The organism is Algibacter lectus, from assembly GCF_900112395.1.
Classification (GTDB): Bacteria; Bacteroidota; Bacteroidia; order Flavobacteriales; family Flavobacteriaceae; genus Algibacter; species Algibacter lectus.
In genome coordinates this window covers 252,886-268,948 of sequence record NZ_FOLN01000002.1, presented here as the reverse complement: position 1 = coordinate 268,948, position 16,063 = coordinate 252,886, and the positions used below count along the sequence as shown (strand labels likewise).

General features: G+C 31.9%; 16 protein-coding genes. 8 read left to right on the top strand and 8 right to left on the bottom strand.

Translation table 11 applies throughout. The features are described 5' to 3' along the window. Position 1: 1 nt before the first annotated feature. The 3 genes from BM246_RS04245 to BM246_RS04235 are packed head-to-tail and all read right to left on the bottom strand — an operon-like array spanning position 2 to position 2,207. Complete coding sequence (locus BM246_RS04245) at positions 2-595, bottom strand: sugar transferase (RefSeq protein WP_042494995.1); 594 nt, start codon at positions 593-595, stop codon at positions 2-4. Continuing rightward, entirely contained in the window at positions 595-972 is a 378-nt protein-coding gene (locus BM246_RS04240; protein ID WP_042494997.1) for a DUF4258 domain-containing protein, read from the bottom strand. The genes BM246_RS04245 and BM246_RS04240 overlap by 1 nt, the downstream gene beginning before the upstream one ends. A 35-nt stretch (positions 973-1,007) precedes the next feature. Then, the gene (locus BM246_RS04235) at positions 1,008-2,207 is read right to left on the bottom strand and encodes an alanine dehydrogenase (protein ID WP_042506886.1); all 1,200 of its coding nucleotides are present in this window, start codon (positions 2,205-2,207) and stop codon (positions 1,008-1,010) included. A 180-nt stretch (positions 2,208-2,387) separates the two neighbouring features. On the opposite strand from BM246_RS04235, the gene BM246_RS04230 reads away from it, so the two are divergent. Beyond that, on the top strand, positions 2,388-4,805 hold the full coding sequence (locus BM246_RS04230; RefSeq protein ID WP_074935980.1) for an outer membrane beta-barrel family protein: 2,418 nt from the start codon (positions 2,388-2,390) through the stop codon (positions 4,803-4,805). Positions 4,806-5,117: 312 nt separating this feature from the next. On the opposite strand, the gene BM246_RS04225 is transcribed toward BM246_RS04230, so the two are convergent. The 5 genes from BM246_RS04225 to porX all read right to left on the bottom strand — a co-directional run bounded on the left by BM246_RS04225 (position 5,118) and on the right by porX (position 8,765). After that, on the bottom strand, positions 5,118-5,630 hold the full coding sequence (locus BM246_RS04225; RefSeq protein ID WP_231961817.1) for a hypothetical protein: 513 nt from the start codon (positions 5,628-5,630) through the stop codon (positions 5,118-5,120). Next, positions 5,602-5,745: a hypothetical protein gene (locus BM246_RS19915; protein WP_162857623.1), complete on the bottom strand. Its 144-nt coding sequence runs from the start codon at positions 5,743-5,745 to the stop codon at positions 5,602-5,604. The genes BM246_RS04225 and BM246_RS19915 overlap by 29 nt, the downstream gene beginning before the upstream one ends. 196 nt (positions 5,746-5,941) lie before the next feature. Further along, positions 5,942-6,346, bottom strand: coding sequence for a tRNA (adenosine(37)-N6)-threonylcarbamoyltransferase complex ATPase subunit type 1 TsaE (gene tsaE, locus BM246_RS04220; protein WP_042495002.1), 405 nt, complete (start codon positions 6,344-6,346; stop codon positions 5,942-5,944). 330 nt (positions 6,347-6,676) lie between these two features. Further along, complete coding sequence (locus BM246_RS19910; RefSeq protein ID WP_162857622.1) at positions 6,677-6,820, bottom strand: hypothetical protein; 144 nt, start codon at positions 6,818-6,820, stop codon at positions 6,677-6,679. 388 nt (positions 6,821-7,208) lie between these two features. Then, complete coding sequence (gene porX, locus BM246_RS04215; protein ID WP_074935978.1) at positions 7,209-8,765, bottom strand: T9SS response regulator signal transducer PorX; 1,557 nt, start codon at positions 8,763-8,765, stop codon at positions 7,209-7,211. Positions 8,766-8,896: 131 nt separating this feature from the next. On the opposite strand from porX, the gene BM246_RS04210 reads away from it, so the two are divergent. The 7 genes from BM246_RS04210 (at position 8,897) to sucD (ending at position 15,985) form a co-directional block, all read left to right on the top strand. Then, positions 8,897-10,117 carry an HD domain-containing protein gene (locus BM246_RS04210; RefSeq protein WP_042495004.1) on the top strand — a complete coding sequence of 407 codons (1,221 nt, stop codon included), beginning with the start codon at positions 8,897-8,899 and terminating at the stop codon, positions 10,115-10,117. Positions 10,118-10,168: 51 nt separating this feature from the next. Then, entirely contained in the window at positions 10,169-11,194 is a 1,026-nt protein-coding gene (gene lpxD / locus BM246_RS04205) for a UDP-3-O-(3-hydroxymyristoyl)glucosamine N-acyltransferase (RefSeq protein ID WP_074935976.1), read from the top strand. Continuing rightward, on the top strand, positions 11,181-12,587 hold the full coding sequence (locus tag BM246_RS04200) for a bifunctional UDP-3-O-[3-hydroxymyristoyl] N-acetylglucosamine deacetylase/3-hydroxyacyl-ACP dehydratase (protein WP_074935974.1): 1,407 nt from the start codon (positions 11,181-11,183) through the stop codon (positions 12,585-12,587). The genes lpxD and BM246_RS04200 overlap by 14 nt, the downstream gene beginning before the upstream one ends. Before the next feature lie 59 nt (positions 12,588-12,646). Then, positions 12,647-13,432: an acyl-ACP--UDP-N-acetylglucosamine O-acyltransferase gene (gene lpxA / locus BM246_RS04195; RefSeq protein WP_074935972.1), complete on the top strand. Its 786-nt coding sequence runs from the start codon at positions 12,647-12,649 to the stop codon at positions 13,430-13,432. Positions 13,433-13,493: 61 nt separating this feature from the next. Continuing rightward, positions 13,494-14,060, top strand: a complete 567-nt coding sequence (gene efp, locus BM246_RS04190) for an elongation factor P (RefSeq protein ID WP_042506815.1) — start codon at positions 13,494-13,496, stop codon at positions 14,058-14,060. Between the two features lie 30 nt (positions 14,061-14,090). Next, positions 14,091-15,023: a UDP-3-O-(3-hydroxymyristoyl)glucosamine N-acyltransferase gene (locus BM246_RS04185; protein ID WP_074935970.1), complete on the top strand. Its 933-nt coding sequence runs from the start codon at positions 14,091-14,093 to the stop codon at positions 15,021-15,023. An 86-nt stretch (positions 15,024-15,109) separates the two neighbouring features. Beyond that, complete coding sequence (gene sucD / locus BM246_RS04180; RefSeq protein WP_042506813.1) at positions 15,110-15,985, top strand: succinate--CoA ligase subunit alpha; 876 nt, start codon at positions 15,110-15,112, stop codon at positions 15,983-15,985. Positions 15,986-16,063: the final 78 nt, after the last annotated feature.

Genomic DNA, 16,063 nt, shown 5'->3' with positions numbered 1-16,063 from the left:
GCTACTTGAATATAACTTTTATAATGGTTAGACCAATTAGTTTTAAATCGAAAAAGAAATTCCGCCTTATGATATATTCTTTATTGAATTTTAATTTATCCGGAATTATCGTTTTTATAAATAACTCTTCAGGATTTTTAGAAGCCTTCAGTAGTTCAACTTCATTTCTATACTTTAAAGATGCTAAACCTGTAATTCCGGGACGTACCTGAAAAATTTTCATATCATCTTCAGAATAAAAATTAACATAATATCTAAGTTCAGGTCTAGGGCCAACAAAACTCATATCGCCTTTTAGAATATTAATAAGTTGAGGAAATTCGTCTATTTTATAACGTCGTAAAAAATAACCAACTTTAGTAATGCGAGAATCGTGGTTACCAAGTGTTAATAAGCCTTTTTGTTGTGATTGTATTTTCATGGTTCTAAACTTGAAAATATTAAAATCACAATTGTTTTTACCAACACGTCCTTGAACAAAAAAAACTGGTCCTTTTGAATCTATTTTTATAATAATAGCCAAAAGAAGTAGAATAGGCGATAGAAATATTAAGCCAAGCAAAGAGAAAACAACATCGAAAGTACGTTTTATCATTAAGGAGTTTCTATTTTTAAATCGGTAATAGTTGCAATACTATCGCAGTTTTCAACAGTTAAAACAACATCTTTTTCGTTATATTCACCTTCTACCATATAAACACCACAAGGTTTGCTTCTAGGGTCGCTGTTAGAAAAATTAATATCTCCTTTTTTAAGAATACGTCTTATTTCGGTAGAATCAATAATTTTATCATCAATATAATTAAAAACTAAAGAGTTGAAAACAATAGTTTTGGAGTTGATATTTTTTAAAACTCGAGCATCTGGGCCATAGCTACATGATGTTTTTTTTCCGTTTAAAAAGAATGCTAAAATAATTAAGCCAATAGAAAATCCGCCAAGATAATAGCCAATACGCTGAATAAGTTTCATTTAAAATAATTTGATAATAATTTAAGGAAAGTAGGCTAGAATATAAGCAAATTAATATCGCTGTATTCTAATCCAAACCATTCTCCCACAGATTTACTCGTTAAAATCCCGTGGTAAAAATACAACCCATTTTTTAAACCGCGATCAAAACGTAGTGAATTTTCTAAACCACCATCTTCTGCAATTTTTAGTAAATATGGCGTAAAAATGTTACTAATAGAAACCGATGCGGTTCTAGAATATCTTGCAGGAATATTAGGAACGCAATAGTGAACAACGTTATGTTTTACAAAAGTGGGGTGTTTGTGTGATGTAACTTCACTGGTTTCAAAACAACCGCCCATATCAATACTTACATCAATAATAATAGCACCTTTTTTCATGTGCTGGACCATGTTTTCTGTAACAACAATAGGAGCTCTATTAGTGCCACGAACGGCACCAATAACCACATCGCATCTTTTTAAGGCTTTAGTTAAGTTTTTTGGTTGAATAGTTGATGTATACAGCGGACGCCCCAAATGCGTTTGAATACGACGCAATTTTGTTAATGAATTATCAAATACCTTTACGTTAGCTCCTAAACCAATGGCGCTTCTACTTGCAAATTCACCAACAGTTCCAGCTCCTAAAATAACAACTTCTAAGGGTGGTACACCACTAATATTACCAAACATGAGTCCGTTGCCAGTGTTGGCGTCAGATAATAGTTCTGCAGCGATAAGTACAGAAGCTGTTCCTGCAATTTCACTTAACGATTTTACCGCAGGATAGGCATTGTCAGAATCTCTAATAAACTCAAAAGCCAATGCTGTAATGCGTTTAGCTGCTAAAGTTTCAAAATACTTTTTATGTTGTGTTTTTAACTGTAAGGCAGAAATTATTATGGTTTGCGGATTTATAAGCTTAATTTGTTCTAAACTTGGTGGTTCCACTTTTAAAATCATTGGGCAGGCAAAAACCTTTTCGGTGTCTTTTGTTATTTCAGCCCCAGCTTCACTATAATCTTTATCGCTAAAATTGGCGCCTTCTCCGGCACCAGATTCTAGTAAAACACGATGACCGTTACAAACTAAAGCGTAAACAGCATCTGGTGTTAAACACACGCGTTTTTCTTTGTATGCGGTCTCTTTTGGTATACCTATAAATAAATCTCCTTTTTTCTTGAATATTTCCAGAGTTTCCTCTTGAGGTAGAAGTTGTTGCTTTGTAAAAGGTGAAAGTATTTTATTCATATTTTTATTAAAAAAAAACAAATTACAAATAAAATTTGTAATTCAATTCATCTAAATATAGAATTAAAACGAAGAAATATAAACCTTCGTGGAAATGTAGGAATTTTGATTAATCGAGGTAAGGACATACCGCAAATTATATTCGTTTTTTTATTTTAAGTTTGCATTAAGTTTACATATATGATGCGAAAAATTGTTACTTTATTTATATATTTATTTTCAATCGTAGGCCTGTCTCAAGGCTTGAAAATAAAGGGAAAAGTTGTTGATACAAAAAATAATCCTATTGCTTTTGCTAACATAGTTGTTTCTATCGGAACAAACATTTCAGATTATAAAGGTACTATTTCTAATGAAACTGGAGATTTTGAAATAGATAATTTAGAAAGTAAAAAGTACACCTTGAATATTAGTTTTTTAGGATATAAAACCCAAACTATTGAAGTTCAGGTTGATAAAAATATTTCTCTTAACGATGTTGTTTTACAAGATGAAGAACAAGAACTAGATGGTGTGCTTATTGTTGCTAAAAAGCCAACAGTAAAGCGTTTAGTGGATCGTTTAGTTTTTAATGTTGAAAATTCTACATTATCTAATAATAACATGCTTGATGTTTTGAAGCATACACCTGGAGTTATGGTAAATAATGATGGTATTTCTGTAAAACATGCAAGCCCAACTATTTACATTAACGACCGAAAGGTGCATTTGTCTACCACAGAGGTTATACAGCTTTTGGAGAGTATGCCTGCTAATAATATTAAATCTATTGAAGTAATAAGTTCGCCACCAGCTAAATATGAGGCCGAAGGAGGAGCTGTACTTAATTTTATTACAAGTAAAAATTTGGTTTCAGGATATAACGGAAGTGTTTTTGGTAATTTTAAACAAGGATTTGAATTTCCAAAATATTCGGTTGGAACAAGTCATTTTTTTAAAGGAGAAAAAATAGATGCTTATGTTAATTATAATATTAGTCCGAGAAGAGATTTTAGACATACGGATGAGTTTATAAATTTTATCGATAATGATGCAACTACTTCTAGTTGGGAAACGGATTATAATAGAACTCGAAAATCATCAAACCAAAATATAAACAGTAACATAGATTATACTATTAATGAAAATAACATCTTAAGTTTTTCGGCTAATTTAATGTTTTTGCCTAAATCGGGAACTGAGACTGATATTAATTCTTTAACGGAAGTATATGGTGCAACAGGTGTATTAGATTCTACATTTAATACTATGAATACTGCTGTAGATAAAACGACTAATGCCGCATTTACATTAGATTATGTTCATAAATTAAATCAAGATGGAGAACAATTATCATTTAGCGTACATCACACCAATTTTAATTTCGATAGTGACCAAGTTGTAAATACAGAATATCTATTTCCTGATAAATCTTTAATTAGAAACAATGTGTTTGAATCGCTATCTAGCCAAGATATTAGGCTTTACACTGGGCAGGTAGATTATGAGTTACCTATTGGCGACTCGGCTTTTTTAGAAGCAGGAGGGAAGGCTTCATTTATAAACTCGGAGAGTGTTATAGATCGATTTTTGATTGAAAACGGCACTAGGGAACAAGATTTTACAAATTCTGACACTTTTCTATATGATGAAGCTAATCTAGCTCTTTACGGTAGTTATAGTAAAGATTGGGATAATTGGAGTTTAAAAGCAGGATTAAGAACAGAATACACAACTATTGAAGGGAATTCGCTATCTGAAAATCAAACTAATAAATCTGATTATATTAAGTTCTTCCCTACGTTTCATATTATGAATGTTTTAAACGAAAATAATGAAATTTATTTCACTTATAATAAAAGTATATATAGACCAAGATATAGCCAGTTAAACCCTTTTAAATTCTTTTTAAGTGATAACTCATATAATACTGGAGATCCAAATTTAAAACCGCAAATTGAAGATAGTTTTACTTTAGGTTATACTTTAAATTCAAAATATACTTTCGAGCTTTATTATAGAAACGAGAATGATCCTTCAATACAAATTACGTTTCAAGATAATGATTCTAAATTGTTAAAAAATATTGATACCAATATAGATAGAAGTATATCTTATGGATTGGATTTCACAACATTTACCCCCGTGATGTCTAACTGGGATGTTTATGCATATTCGTCATTGTTTTATTATGAAAATAGATTTACTGCTTTAGAAAGCAATAGCCAATTATATACTACCGATAAATGGTCTGTGTATTTGCAAATGGTAAATTATTTTTCTTTTTTAAAGGATAAAACATTAACCGCAGATGTAGTGTTAACTTATATTTCGCCATTAGTGAATGGACCTAGTGAAGTTAGTAATAGAACGGGACTAGATATAAGTTTTCGTAAAACGTTTTGGAATAATAGAGCGTCTTTAACTATGGGCGTTACAGATATTTTTAACACTCAAAATTTCACACAAACCACAAAGTATTTAAATCAGGATATATTATTAAATTCTAGAATTGAAAACAGAATGTTTACGTTTGGTTTTAATTATAAGTTTGGTAATTTCAGGTTACAAACAAATAAGAAAGATATAGAGTCTATTGAACGTGATAGACTAAATTAATTAGGCTAAAGTTTCATTCGATGATTGCTATTTTGTATTACTTCTTTAAGCTGGCTTAAAACTTATTACTATAAACTCAATTTTAAAGCTCCTCCTAAATATTTAGACAACTTCTTTCACCCTATGTTGAGATTTATTTTTGAGCACGTTAAAAGCTTTCATAAAAAAAGAATCCGCAAAACCAATTTGGCTTTGCGGATTCTTTTTTATATGATCTTCATGTATTTTTAAATACTATTTCCTGATAACACTAGGAAATCTTTCATAAAGCTTCAATAAAAGAAATACTGTTTACAGAGTAGTTAGTTCTTATTAGAAATATTCTTTTACTTTATGCCAAAAACTTGTTGGCGACACTTTAAATTCGTCCTCTAAATCTTGTAGGGACTTGTTTGCGTTATTTACCTTATTAAATATTTGTGCTCTTATTAGGTAAATGGAGGGAATGATTATAACCATAATCGGAATCAAATACACGAGTTGGTTTGAATCCACATAATTTAAATCATCATTTATTGTTGTGAATATTTGATAAATATACATCGAAATTGGCACTAACAATGTGTGGTACCACCAATGGCGACAAGTAAAAAACCAAATAAACAGTAAAAATAGGGGCATTGCTTTTCCCATTATGGTCCAAGCGACAGTAAGCATACTTCCGTAATATCTACTATCATATCTGAACAAAAAAGTATCCCAAGTTGGTGTATTTGGGACACTTTCATATAGGTAAAATAAATAGGGGCTAGCTGCAATTAACGTTGCGACTATACTTCCTATTATCAAACTTTGTTTATCCGTGCGTTGGAACTCTGATTGCACTTCTTTGAATTTTTGCAGTTTGTTGTTCATCTTGATTAATTGTGTTAGCTGCATAAGCTGTCAACAACATTCCTCCGAAAATCGCAACTGCGATTAAGTAATTTTTTGCTTTCATTCTGTAGGGGTTTTAAAATTTATAATTCAAATCTAAATAAAGACCGAGTTGTAAATCCTACTGAAATGTTAAAATTATGTTAAAAACATTGTTTTTAAAAATTCCCGCTGTGGGTTTCCCGTAAAACATTATTTTTTAGGAACTTTTTTGGTTGTTATAGCGTATTACTAGCTATAGTTGTTAGGGTTGATACTGTTTATTCTGCTATTAATTGACGTTTATTTTCCGATTGAATTGATAACTTTATAACGCATTCATCACCCGATAAAATTGGTTCTATAATATCAGGCCATTCAATAATTATCCAATTATCAGAATCCAAATAATCTTCTATACCAAAATTATAGGCTTCTTCTAAATCATTAATTCTATACAAATCAAAATGAAAAATTTTTTCTTCATTCAATTTATATTCATTTACAATAGAAAAGGTAGGACTACTAACATCGTCGTTACTACCTAAAGTTTTTACAATGGCCTTGATTAATGTTGTTTTACCAACACCCATGTCGCCGTAAAATAATAGGGTTCTACCAGATGTATAACTAATAAGTTGTTTTGCAACTTGTTCAACCTCGTCTATTGTATAAATTATATTCAATTCGAAAATTTTAACTTAACAATATTAAGGAATATAATTTAAAAACACCAAAAAATATGTTAAACTTATTAGTGTTTATCGCTGCTCGCACATATTTTTTTGTAAAACGTAGTATGATTCTTTCTAATCCGAATCAGTCTAGTCTTGGTTTTGATATAGGTATTTATGAAATGCCTTACATAATTATTCAAGCTTTATTATAATAGTTAACTGAGTGTTTTTATATTTTAATTTATGAACATAAAAAAAGTGCTCAAGATGTTTTAACATCTAGAGCACTTTTGAGGAATATTAATTGTAAAATTATAGTAAAACTATAATTAAAAATTTTTATCCGTGCGTCGGTACGCGAATCGCACTTCTTTGAATTTTAGCGGTTTGCTGCTCATCTTGTTCAATTGAATTCGCTGCATAAGCTGTAAATAACATTCCTCCGAAAATCGCCGCTGCGATTAAATAATTCTTTGTTTTCATTCTATAGGGATTTAAATAATTATATTCCAAATCTAAAGAAAGAGAGAGATGTAAATGATACTAAAATGTTAAAATTATGTTAAAAACGTGTTTTTTTTAAAAAATTGATACGGTTTTCCCGTAAAAAAACAGTTGTTAGGTGATTTTTCTTATAAAAAAATCGACTGCTAGCCATTCTCATTGAGTTTATAGTAGTTTGGAGAATTAGCTTCTTACACTTTTTTCACTCTGCATGGTGCTTCTAAATTTATATAAAGCCTTGACAAAATGGACTCTAAGTAGGCAAACGTATGTTTTTTATACTAAAAATAGCCATTTCAGTTTTATAATTTAAAAACTAAAATGGCTATGTATTTATAACATTCTTCTTGTTAAGGGGATGTAGGGTTTATTTTTTTGGATTAAATACCACAAATGGAATAATCATCTCCTCTAACGATACGCCACCATGTTGATATGTATTTCTAAAATAGCTTACATAATGGTTGTAGTTGTTTGGGTAAGCAAAAAACATATCAGTTTTCGCGAAAATAAACGAGCTACTCATGTTAATAGATGGTAAATGGATTTCTTTAGGATCTTTTGCCTCAAAAACATCTTTGTTTTCGTAAGTTAAACTTCGTCCTGTTTTATAACGCAGGTTTAAACTAGTATCGCGATCGCCAATAACCTTAGATGGGTTTTTTACATTTATAGTGCCATGATCGGTGGTTAAAATAAGCTTAAAGCCCATTTGTTGCGCTTGCTGAATCATTTCGAGTAAAGGTGAGTTTTTAAACCAACTATGCGTTAAGGAGCGATAAGCTTTATCATTAGAGGCTAGTTCTTTTACAACTTCCATTTCCGTTTTAGAGTGTGAAAGCATATCTACGAAATTGTAAACCACTACCGTTAAATCGTTCTTTTTTAAACTTTTAAAATTATCAACTAATTTTTTTCCCGATTTTAAGTTGGTTATTTTGTAATACTCATGCTCTAAATTACTAAGGCCTAAGCGTTTTAATTGAGTTTCTAAAAATTCCGCTTCAAATAAATTTTTACCACCTTCATCTGTATCGTTTTTCCAATATTCAGGAAAAAGCTTTTCCATATCGCTTGGCATTAAGCCAGAAAAAATAGCATTTCGCGCATATTGTGTAGCAGTAGGTAATATGCTGAAAAAGGCATCTTCCTTTTCTTTTTTATAATAGTTGTTAATTATTGGTTCGAAAACTTTCCATTGATCGTAGCGTAAATTATCAATTACAACCAATAAAGTTGGTTGCTCTTTACTAATTTCAGGAGCAATTTTTTCTTTAAATAGCGTATGCGACATAATGGGCGCATCAGTATTAGGTTCAAACCAATCCGCATAATTCTTATCTATAAATTTTCCAAAGTGAGCATTGGCTTCGTTTTTTTGAGATTCCAAAATTTCGAACATGCCAACATCTTCAATGTCTTCTAACTGAATTTCCCAATACACTAGTTTTTGATAAAGTGCAACCCATTCTTCGTAACTATTTACCATGGATAAATCCATAGCAATTTTTCTAAATTCTTGTTGGTAATTAGAAGTCGTTTTCTCCGAGACTAATCGGGAGTGATCTAAATTCTTTTTTAAACTCAGTAGAATTTGATTGGGGTTCACAGGTTTTATTAAGTAATCTGCTATTTTGTTACCAATAGCTTCTTCCATAATGTATTCCTCCTCACTTTTAGTAATCATTACTACCGGAAGGCTATCGCGTTTCTCTTTAATTTCGTGTAACGTTTCTAAGCCGCTTAAACCTGGCATGTTTTCATCTAAAAATACAATATCAAAATTTTCATCATCTAAAATATCAATAGCTTCCGATCCACTATTACATTTAGTAACCTGGTAGTTTTTCTTTTCTAAAAATAAAATATGTGGTTTTAGTAAATCAATTTCATCATCTACCCAAAGTATTTTTATTGTATTCATTTGTATGTTTTTGTAACGGTTTGTAAAGTTTAAAATATTAAGATATCATTGATATTCACGAGCGCTAAAATTTTAGTGTGGCTCATATCATATACCTATATTTGTAAATAATAATTGTAAAAACTTAAAGTTTGAACAAACTAAAGATATTAAACGACCCAATTTACGGATTTATTACTATTCCAAATTCGCTAATATTCGATTTAATTCAACATAAATACTTTCAGCGCTTGCGTAGAATTACGCAAATGGGTTTGTCATATATGGTATATCCGGGCGCACACCATACCAGATTTCATCATGCTATTGGTTGCGTGCATTTAATGCAACAAGCGGTTAATGTACTTCGTTTTAAAGGGGTTAGCATTTCAGAAGATGAAGAAAACGCGCTTTATATAGCTATTTTATTGCACGATATTGGGCATGGTCCGTTCTCACATGCCATGGAGCATAGTATTGTAAATAACGTGTCTCACGAGGAAATTTCAATGCTTTTTATGGAGCGTTTAAATGAAGAATTTAACGGAAGTTTAACGCTGGCCATTGAAATATTCAAGGGGAATTATCATCGTGAGTTCATGTATCAGCTAATTTCTGGTCAGTTTGATATGGATCGTGCCGATTATTTAAAACGGGATAGTTTTTATACCGGTGTAGCCGAAGGAAACATTAATAGCGAACGTTTAATAACCATGTTAAACGCGGTTAATGATAAACTTGTTGTTGAAGAAAAAGGGATTTACAGCGTAGAAAAGTTTATAATTGCACGCCGTTTAATGTATTGGCAAGTGTATTTGCATAAAACAGGTATTGTGGCCGAGCAACTTTTAATACGTGTTTTAAAACGCGCCAAAGAGTTAACATTAAAAGGAGTAGAGCTAGAAGCGAGCAAACCATTGCAGTATTTTCTGAAAAATGAAATTTCTATTGATGATTTTAATGATGAAGTGTTAAACGTGTTTTCTCAATTGGATGATTACGATATTATTTCAGCAATGAAGGCTTGGCAATTTAATGACGATTTTGTTTTAAGAAATATATGCGAAATGATTATTAATAGGAATCTTTTAAAAATCAAGTTAAAGAATAAACCTGTTAAGAAAACAACGTTAGAAAAACAGATTAAACTCTTTGTAAATAAGCATAATATAACTAGAGAAGAGGCTGACTACTTTGTGTTTACAGGAAGTATTTCTAACCAAGCATATCAGTTAGAAACGCAAGGAATTAACATCTTGCATAAGTCTGGGAAAATAGAAGATATTGTAAAAGCATCCGACCAGCTTAATTTAAAAGCACTATCAAAACGGGTTACCAAATATTATATATGTTACCCTAAGGTTAAAGTTTAACACATTTTTCCTATTTTTGCCAAAAATTAAACAAAACAATAAATCTTTAGTGTGAAGTTTACTGCACAACAAATAGCGGGTATTTTAGAGGGAGAAGTTGTCGGGAACCCGAAAGCTGAAGTCTCTAAACTATCAAAAATAGAAGAAGGGTTTGAAGGTTCTTTAACCTTTTTAGCCAATCCTAAATACACCGCACATATATATAAAACACAAGCGTCTATTACTATTGTAAATAAAACGTTTGAACCAGATAACGATCTAAAAACCACACTTATTAAAGTAGACGATGCTTATATGGCATTTTCTAAAATACTAGAATATTACAATTCGGTAAAACTTAATAAAGTAGGTGTAGAGCAGCCTTCTTTTATCTCGGAATCTGCTAAGTACGGTGAAAACTTATACATAGGAGCTTTTAGTTATATTGCCGATAATGTGGTAATTGGAAATAATGTAAAAATTTTCCCTAATAGTTATATAGGTGATAATGTAACGTTAGGTGACAATACTATTATATTCTCAGGAGCCAAAATATATTCAGAAACTATTATAGGTAAAAACTGTGTTATTAATTCTGGAGCTATTATTGGTGCCGACGGATTTGGATTTGCTCCAAATGAGAATGGCGGATACAATAAGGTTCCACAAATAGGGAATGTAATTCTAGAAGATTTTGTTGATGTTGGCGCAGGTACAACTATTGATAGAGCAACATTAGGCTCAACCATAGTAAGAGAAGGTGTTAAATTGGATAATCAAATTCAAATTGCACATAATGTAGAAATTGGTAAAAACACTGTAATTGCCGCACAAACCGGTATTGCTGGCTCAACACATATTGGCGAACATTGCCAAATTGGTGGGCAAGTTGGTATTGCAGGCCATATTACTATTGGTAACAATGTGAAAATACAAGCACAGTCTGGTATTGCTAGACATGTAAAAGATAATGAAATTCTCCAAGGCTCACCAGCTTTGGCTATTAGCGATTATAATAAGTCGTATGTTCACTTTAAAAATCTTCCTAAGATTGTTAAAAATATAAATGATTTAGAAAAAATAAATGGGAATAGTTAACACTGAGATCAAACAAAAAACCATTCTAAAAGACGTTACTTTAACAGGAGTTGGTTTACACACAGGTAAAAATGTAACCTTAACTTTTAAACCAGCTGCAGCTAATACTGGGTTGTGTTTTAAACGTGTAGATTTAGAAGGCGCACCTGTAATAGAGGCCGATGCCAACTATGTAACCAGTACACAACGTGGTACATGTTTAGAGAAAAACGGAGTGTCAATTCAAACATCAGAGCATGTTTTAGCTGCTTTTGTTGGGTTAGATGTCGATAATGCTTTAATTGAATTAAATGCAGCCGAGCCTCCAATTATGGATGGATCGTCTAAGTTCTTTGTGGAAGCTATTGAAAAAGCCGAAATTGTAGAGCTAGATGCTTTTAGAGAAGAGTATGAGGTAACAGATATTATTTCATATACAGATGAAGAGTCTGGTAGTGAGATTTTGGTAATGCCTGCTAAAGAGTATCAAATTACTACTATGGTAGATTTTGGTACTAAGGTTTTAGGAACTCAAAATGCAACTTTAAATCAAATTTCAGATTTTAAAGAAGATATTTCTAACTCAAGAACATTTAGTTTTCTTCATGAAATAGAAATGCTTTTAGAGCATGGCTTAATTAAAGGTGGCGATTTAAACAATGCTATTGTTTATGTTGATAAAGCCTTATCTCCAGAAACTATGGAGAAGTTAAGAATAGCTTTTAAGAAAGATAATATTGCCGTTAAACCAAACGGTATTTTAGATAATTTAACATTGCATCACCCAAATGAGGCGGCTCGCCATAAACTATTAGATGTTTTAGGAGATTTAGCTTTAGTTGGTACACGCATTCGCGGAAAAGTGATCGCTAACAAACCTGGGCATTATATTAATACGCAGTTTGCTAAAAAATTGTCTAAGCTTATTAAAATTGAACGTAGAAACAATGTTCCTAAAATAGATTTGAATCAAACACCTTTAATGGATGTTAATCAAATTATGGATATGTTGCCTCACCGTCAGCCATTTTTATTAATCGATAAGGTTTTTGAACTGTCTGATAGTCATGTAATCGCTCAGAAAAATGTTACCATGAACGAAGAGTTCTTTAAAGGTCATTTTCCTGGCGCTCCAGTTATGCCAGGTGTTTTAATAGTAGAAGCTATGGCACAAACGGGCGGTATTTTAGTTTTAAATACAGTTCCTGATCCAGAAAATTATTTAACATTTTTCATGAAAATGGATAAAGTTAAGTTTAAACAAAAAGTTGTTCCTGGCGATACATTAATTTTTAAATGTTCGTTAATTACACCAATACGTCGAGGTATTTGTCATATGCAAGGTTATGCTTATTCTAACGGTAAGCTTTGTGCAGAAGCAGAATTAATGGCTCAAATATCAAAAGTAAAATAAGTAGGTCTAAGTGGGTAATTCCTGCTTTAACTTATTAAGACTAAACTAAAAACTTACAAATGAATCAACCATTGGCATATGTGCATCCAGGTGCAAAAATTGCAAAAAACGTGGTCATAGAGCCTTTTACTACCATACATAACAATGTTATTATTGGTGAAGGCACATGGATAGGTAGTAACGTAACCATTATGGAAGGTGCACGTATTGGAAAGAATTGTAATATTTTTCCAGGATCTGTAATTTCTGCAGTTCCGCAAGATTTAAAATATAACGACGAAGATACCACTGTTGAAATTGGCGACAATGTCACTATTCGTGAGTGTGTAACCATAAATAGAGGTACTACCGATAGAATGAAAACAGTTATTGGTAATAATTGTTTAATTATGGCATATTGCCACGTTGCCCACGATTGTATTGTTGGAAATAATTGTATTTTTTCTAATAATAGTACGCTTGCTGGCCATATCACTATTGGTGATTATGTGGTTTTAGCAGGTATGACGGCTGTACACCAATTTGTATCTATTGGTAATCATGCCTTTGTAACTGGCGGATCTTTAGTTAGAAAAGATGTACCTCCTTTTGTAAAAGCAGCAAGAGAGCCACTTTCTTATGTGGGTATTAATTCTGTTGGATTAAGACGAAGAGGTTATATCACCGAAAAAATTAGAGAAATTCAAGATATCTATAGAATTTTATATCAGAAGAATTATAACAATACGCAAGCTGCTGAAATTATTGAGGCAGAAATGGAAGCAACTCCAGAACGTGATGAAATTCTTCAGTTTATCAAAAATTCTCATAGAGGTATCATGAAGGGATACTTCAAAGCAAATTAAAACGATTACTTAATCTTTCAAAAAAGAGATTAAAACAAATATTAAATTTCAAAATTAAATTATGGTAACTACAAGTGATATTAGAAACGGTTTATGTCTTAGATACAATAATGATATATATAAAATTGTAGAATTTTTACATGTAAAACCAGGAAAAGGTCCAGCATTTGTAAGAACTAAAATGAAAAGTGTAACAAGCGGAAAGGTTATAGATAACACATTTTCTGCAGGTCATAAATTAGAAGATGTTCGTGTTGAAACTCATAAATTTCAATATTTATATAATGATGGTGAGTTTTACCATTTCATGAATGAAGCAGATTATACTCAAATTCGTTTATTAGAAGCAGCTTTAGATAACCCTGGTTTAATGAAAGAAGGCGAAGTTGTAACCGTATTAATTAACACTGAAGATAACTCACCACTTTCTGTAGATTTACCAGCAAGTGTTGTTTTAGAAATTACAGCAACGGAACCTGGTGTTAAAGGTAATACGGCAACTAATGCTACAAAACCTGCAACCGTAGAAACTGGAGCAACTGTAAATGTACCTTTATTTATTAATGAAGGTGATAAAATTAAAGTTGAAACAGCAAAAGGAACTTACAAAGAACGTGTAAAAGAGTAAAACAATTCTTTGTAATAGCTGTCTAAACCTATGAAATTTCCAAAACAACATACTTTAAAACAAATTGCAGATCTTATTGGTTGTGACTTTGTTGGGGATTTAAATTTTCCTGTTCTAGGCATGAATGAAATTCATGTTGTAGAAGCAGGTGATATTGTTTTTGTAGATCATCCAAAATATTACGATAAAGCTTTAAACTCAGCAGCAACTATTATTTTAATTAATAAGAAGGTAGATTGTCCAGAAGGGAAAGCGTTATTAGTAAGTGACGATCCGTTTAGAGATTTCAATACTTTAACCAATCACTTTAAGCCTTTTCAGTCGGCTAACAGTGCTATTTCAGGGTCCGCTAAAATTGGAGAAAACACAGTAATTCAACCAAATTGTTTTATTGGGCATAATGTTGAAATAGGCGAAAATTGCGTAATTCATGCCAATGTTAGTATATATGATGATACCGTAATTGGGGATCATGTTACCATTCATTCAGGAACTGTTTTAGGTGCAAATGCATTCTATTATAAAAAACGTCCTGATGGTTATGATAGATTAAAATCGGGCGGACGTGTGGTTATTGAAGACCATGTTGATATCGGAGCTGCATGTACTATAGATAGAGGTGTGACAGCCGATACACGTATTGGTTACGGATCTAAATTAGATAATCAAATTCAAATTGGGCATGATACCGTTTTAGGGAAAAAATGCCTTATTGCATCACAAGCAGGTATTGCGGGTTGTGTGGTTGTTGAAGATGAAGTTGTAATTTGGGGACAAGCAGGTGTAAAAAGCGGAATTACTATTGCAAAAGGTACTGAGCTTTTTGCGCAATCTGGCTTAGGACATTCAACCGATGCGAACAAAGCATATTTTGGTTCACCTGCGGGTGAAGCTAGAGAAAAATTTAAGGAATTAGCCTATATTAGAAAGATTCCAGAAATATTAAAATCAATAAAAAAATAACAAAAAGTAATTCGGTTTTTACTTTAAAAATAGAATTCAAAAAATTACTTTTGTTAAGTAAATAAAATAACGATAAAAAATCTTCTATGAGCGTTTTAGTAAACAAAGATTCAAAAATAATAGTTCAAGGTTTTACAGGTAGTGAAGGTACTTTTCACGCCAGCCAAATGATTGAATACGGAACCAACGTTGTTGGTGGTGTTACACCAGGAAAAGGTGGTCAAACACATTTAGACAGACCTGTTTTCAATACTGTATTAGAGGCAGTAGAGCAAGTAGGAGCAGATACTACCATTATTTTCGTACCGCCAGCTTTTGCTGCCGATGCCATTATGGAAGCTGCCGATGCTGGAATAAAAGTTATTATTACAATCACTGAAGGTATTCCTGTTGCTGATATGATTACAGCATCTACTTATATAAAAGGTAAAGATTGCCGTTTAATCGGCCCAAACTGTCCAGGTGTTATTACGCCAGGTGAAGCTAAAGTTGGTATTATGCCAGGTTTCGTTTTCAAAAAAGGTACAGTAGGTATTGTTTCTAAATCAGGAACTTTAACGTATGAGGCTGCTGACCAAGTTGTAAAACAAGGTTTAGGTATAACTACAGCTATTGGTATTGGAGGAGATCCAATTATTGGAACATCTACTAAAGAAGCTGTTGAATTATTAATCAACGATCCAGAAACTGAAGCTGTTGTGATGATAGGTGAAATTGGAGGTCAATTAGAAGCTGATGCTGCTAATTGGTATAAAGCTAGTGGAAGTAAAAAACCAGTTGTTGGTTTTATCGCTGGTGAAACTGCACCTGCAGGTCGTACAATGGGACACGCTGGAGCTATTGTTGGTGGTAGTGATGATACTGCACAAGCTAAAAAGAAAATTATGAAAGCATGTGGAATTCACGTTGTTGATTCTCCTGCTGAAATTGGAAAGAAAATTGCAGAAGTTTTAGGTAAATAATTACTGAAACTCAAATATAATTCATTTGAAAAAACGTTAACTTATTTAAGTTAACGTTTTTTTTATGCTTAATTTTAA

Bases quoted from the DNA above. Each gene is read 5' to 3' on its own strand.
- BM246_RS04240 (WP_042494997.1), bottom strand. From the start codon at position 972: ATGAAACTTATTCAGCGTATTGGCTATTATCTTGGCGGATTTTCTATT.
- BM246_RS04185 (WP_074935970.1), top strand. From the start codon at position 14,091: ATGAAATTTCCAAAACAACATACTTTAAAACAAATTGCAGATCTTATT.
- BM246_RS04245 (WP_042494995.1), bottom strand. From the start codon at position 595: ATGATAAAACGTACTTTCGATGTTGTTTTCTCTTTGCTTGGCTTAATA.
- porX (WP_074935978.1), bottom strand. From the start codon at position 8,765: ATGAATACAATAAAAATACTTTGGGTAGATGATGAAATTGATTTACTA.
- efp (WP_042506815.1), top strand. From the start codon at position 13,494: ATGGTAACTACAAGTGATATTAGAAACGGTTTATGTCTTAGATACAAT.
- BM246_RS04230 (WP_074935980.1), top strand. From the start codon at position 2,388: ATGATGCGAAAAATTGTTACTTTATTTATATATTTATTTTCAATCGTA.
- BM246_RS19910 (WP_162857622.1), bottom strand. From the start codon at position 6,820: ATGAAAACAAAGAATTATTTAATCGCAGCGGCGATTTTCGGAGGAATG.
- lpxA (WP_074935972.1), top strand. From the start codon at position 12,647: ATGAATCAACCATTGGCATATGTGCATCCAGGTGCAAAAATTGCAAAA.
- sucD (WP_042506813.1), top strand. From the start codon at position 15,110: ATGAGCGTTTTAGTAAACAAAGATTCAAAAATAATAGTTCAAGGTTTT.
- BM246_RS04235 (WP_042506886.1), bottom strand. From the start codon at position 2,207: ATGAATAAAATACTTTCACCTTTTACAAAGCAACAACTTCTACCTCAA.
- BM246_RS04200 (WP_074935974.1), top strand. From the start codon at position 11,181: ATGGGAATAGTTAACACTGAGATCAAACAAAAAACCATTCTAAAAGAC.
- BM246_RS19915 (WP_162857623.1), bottom strand. From the start codon at position 5,745: ATGAAAGCAAAAAATTACTTAATCGCAGTTGCGATTTTCGGAGGAATG.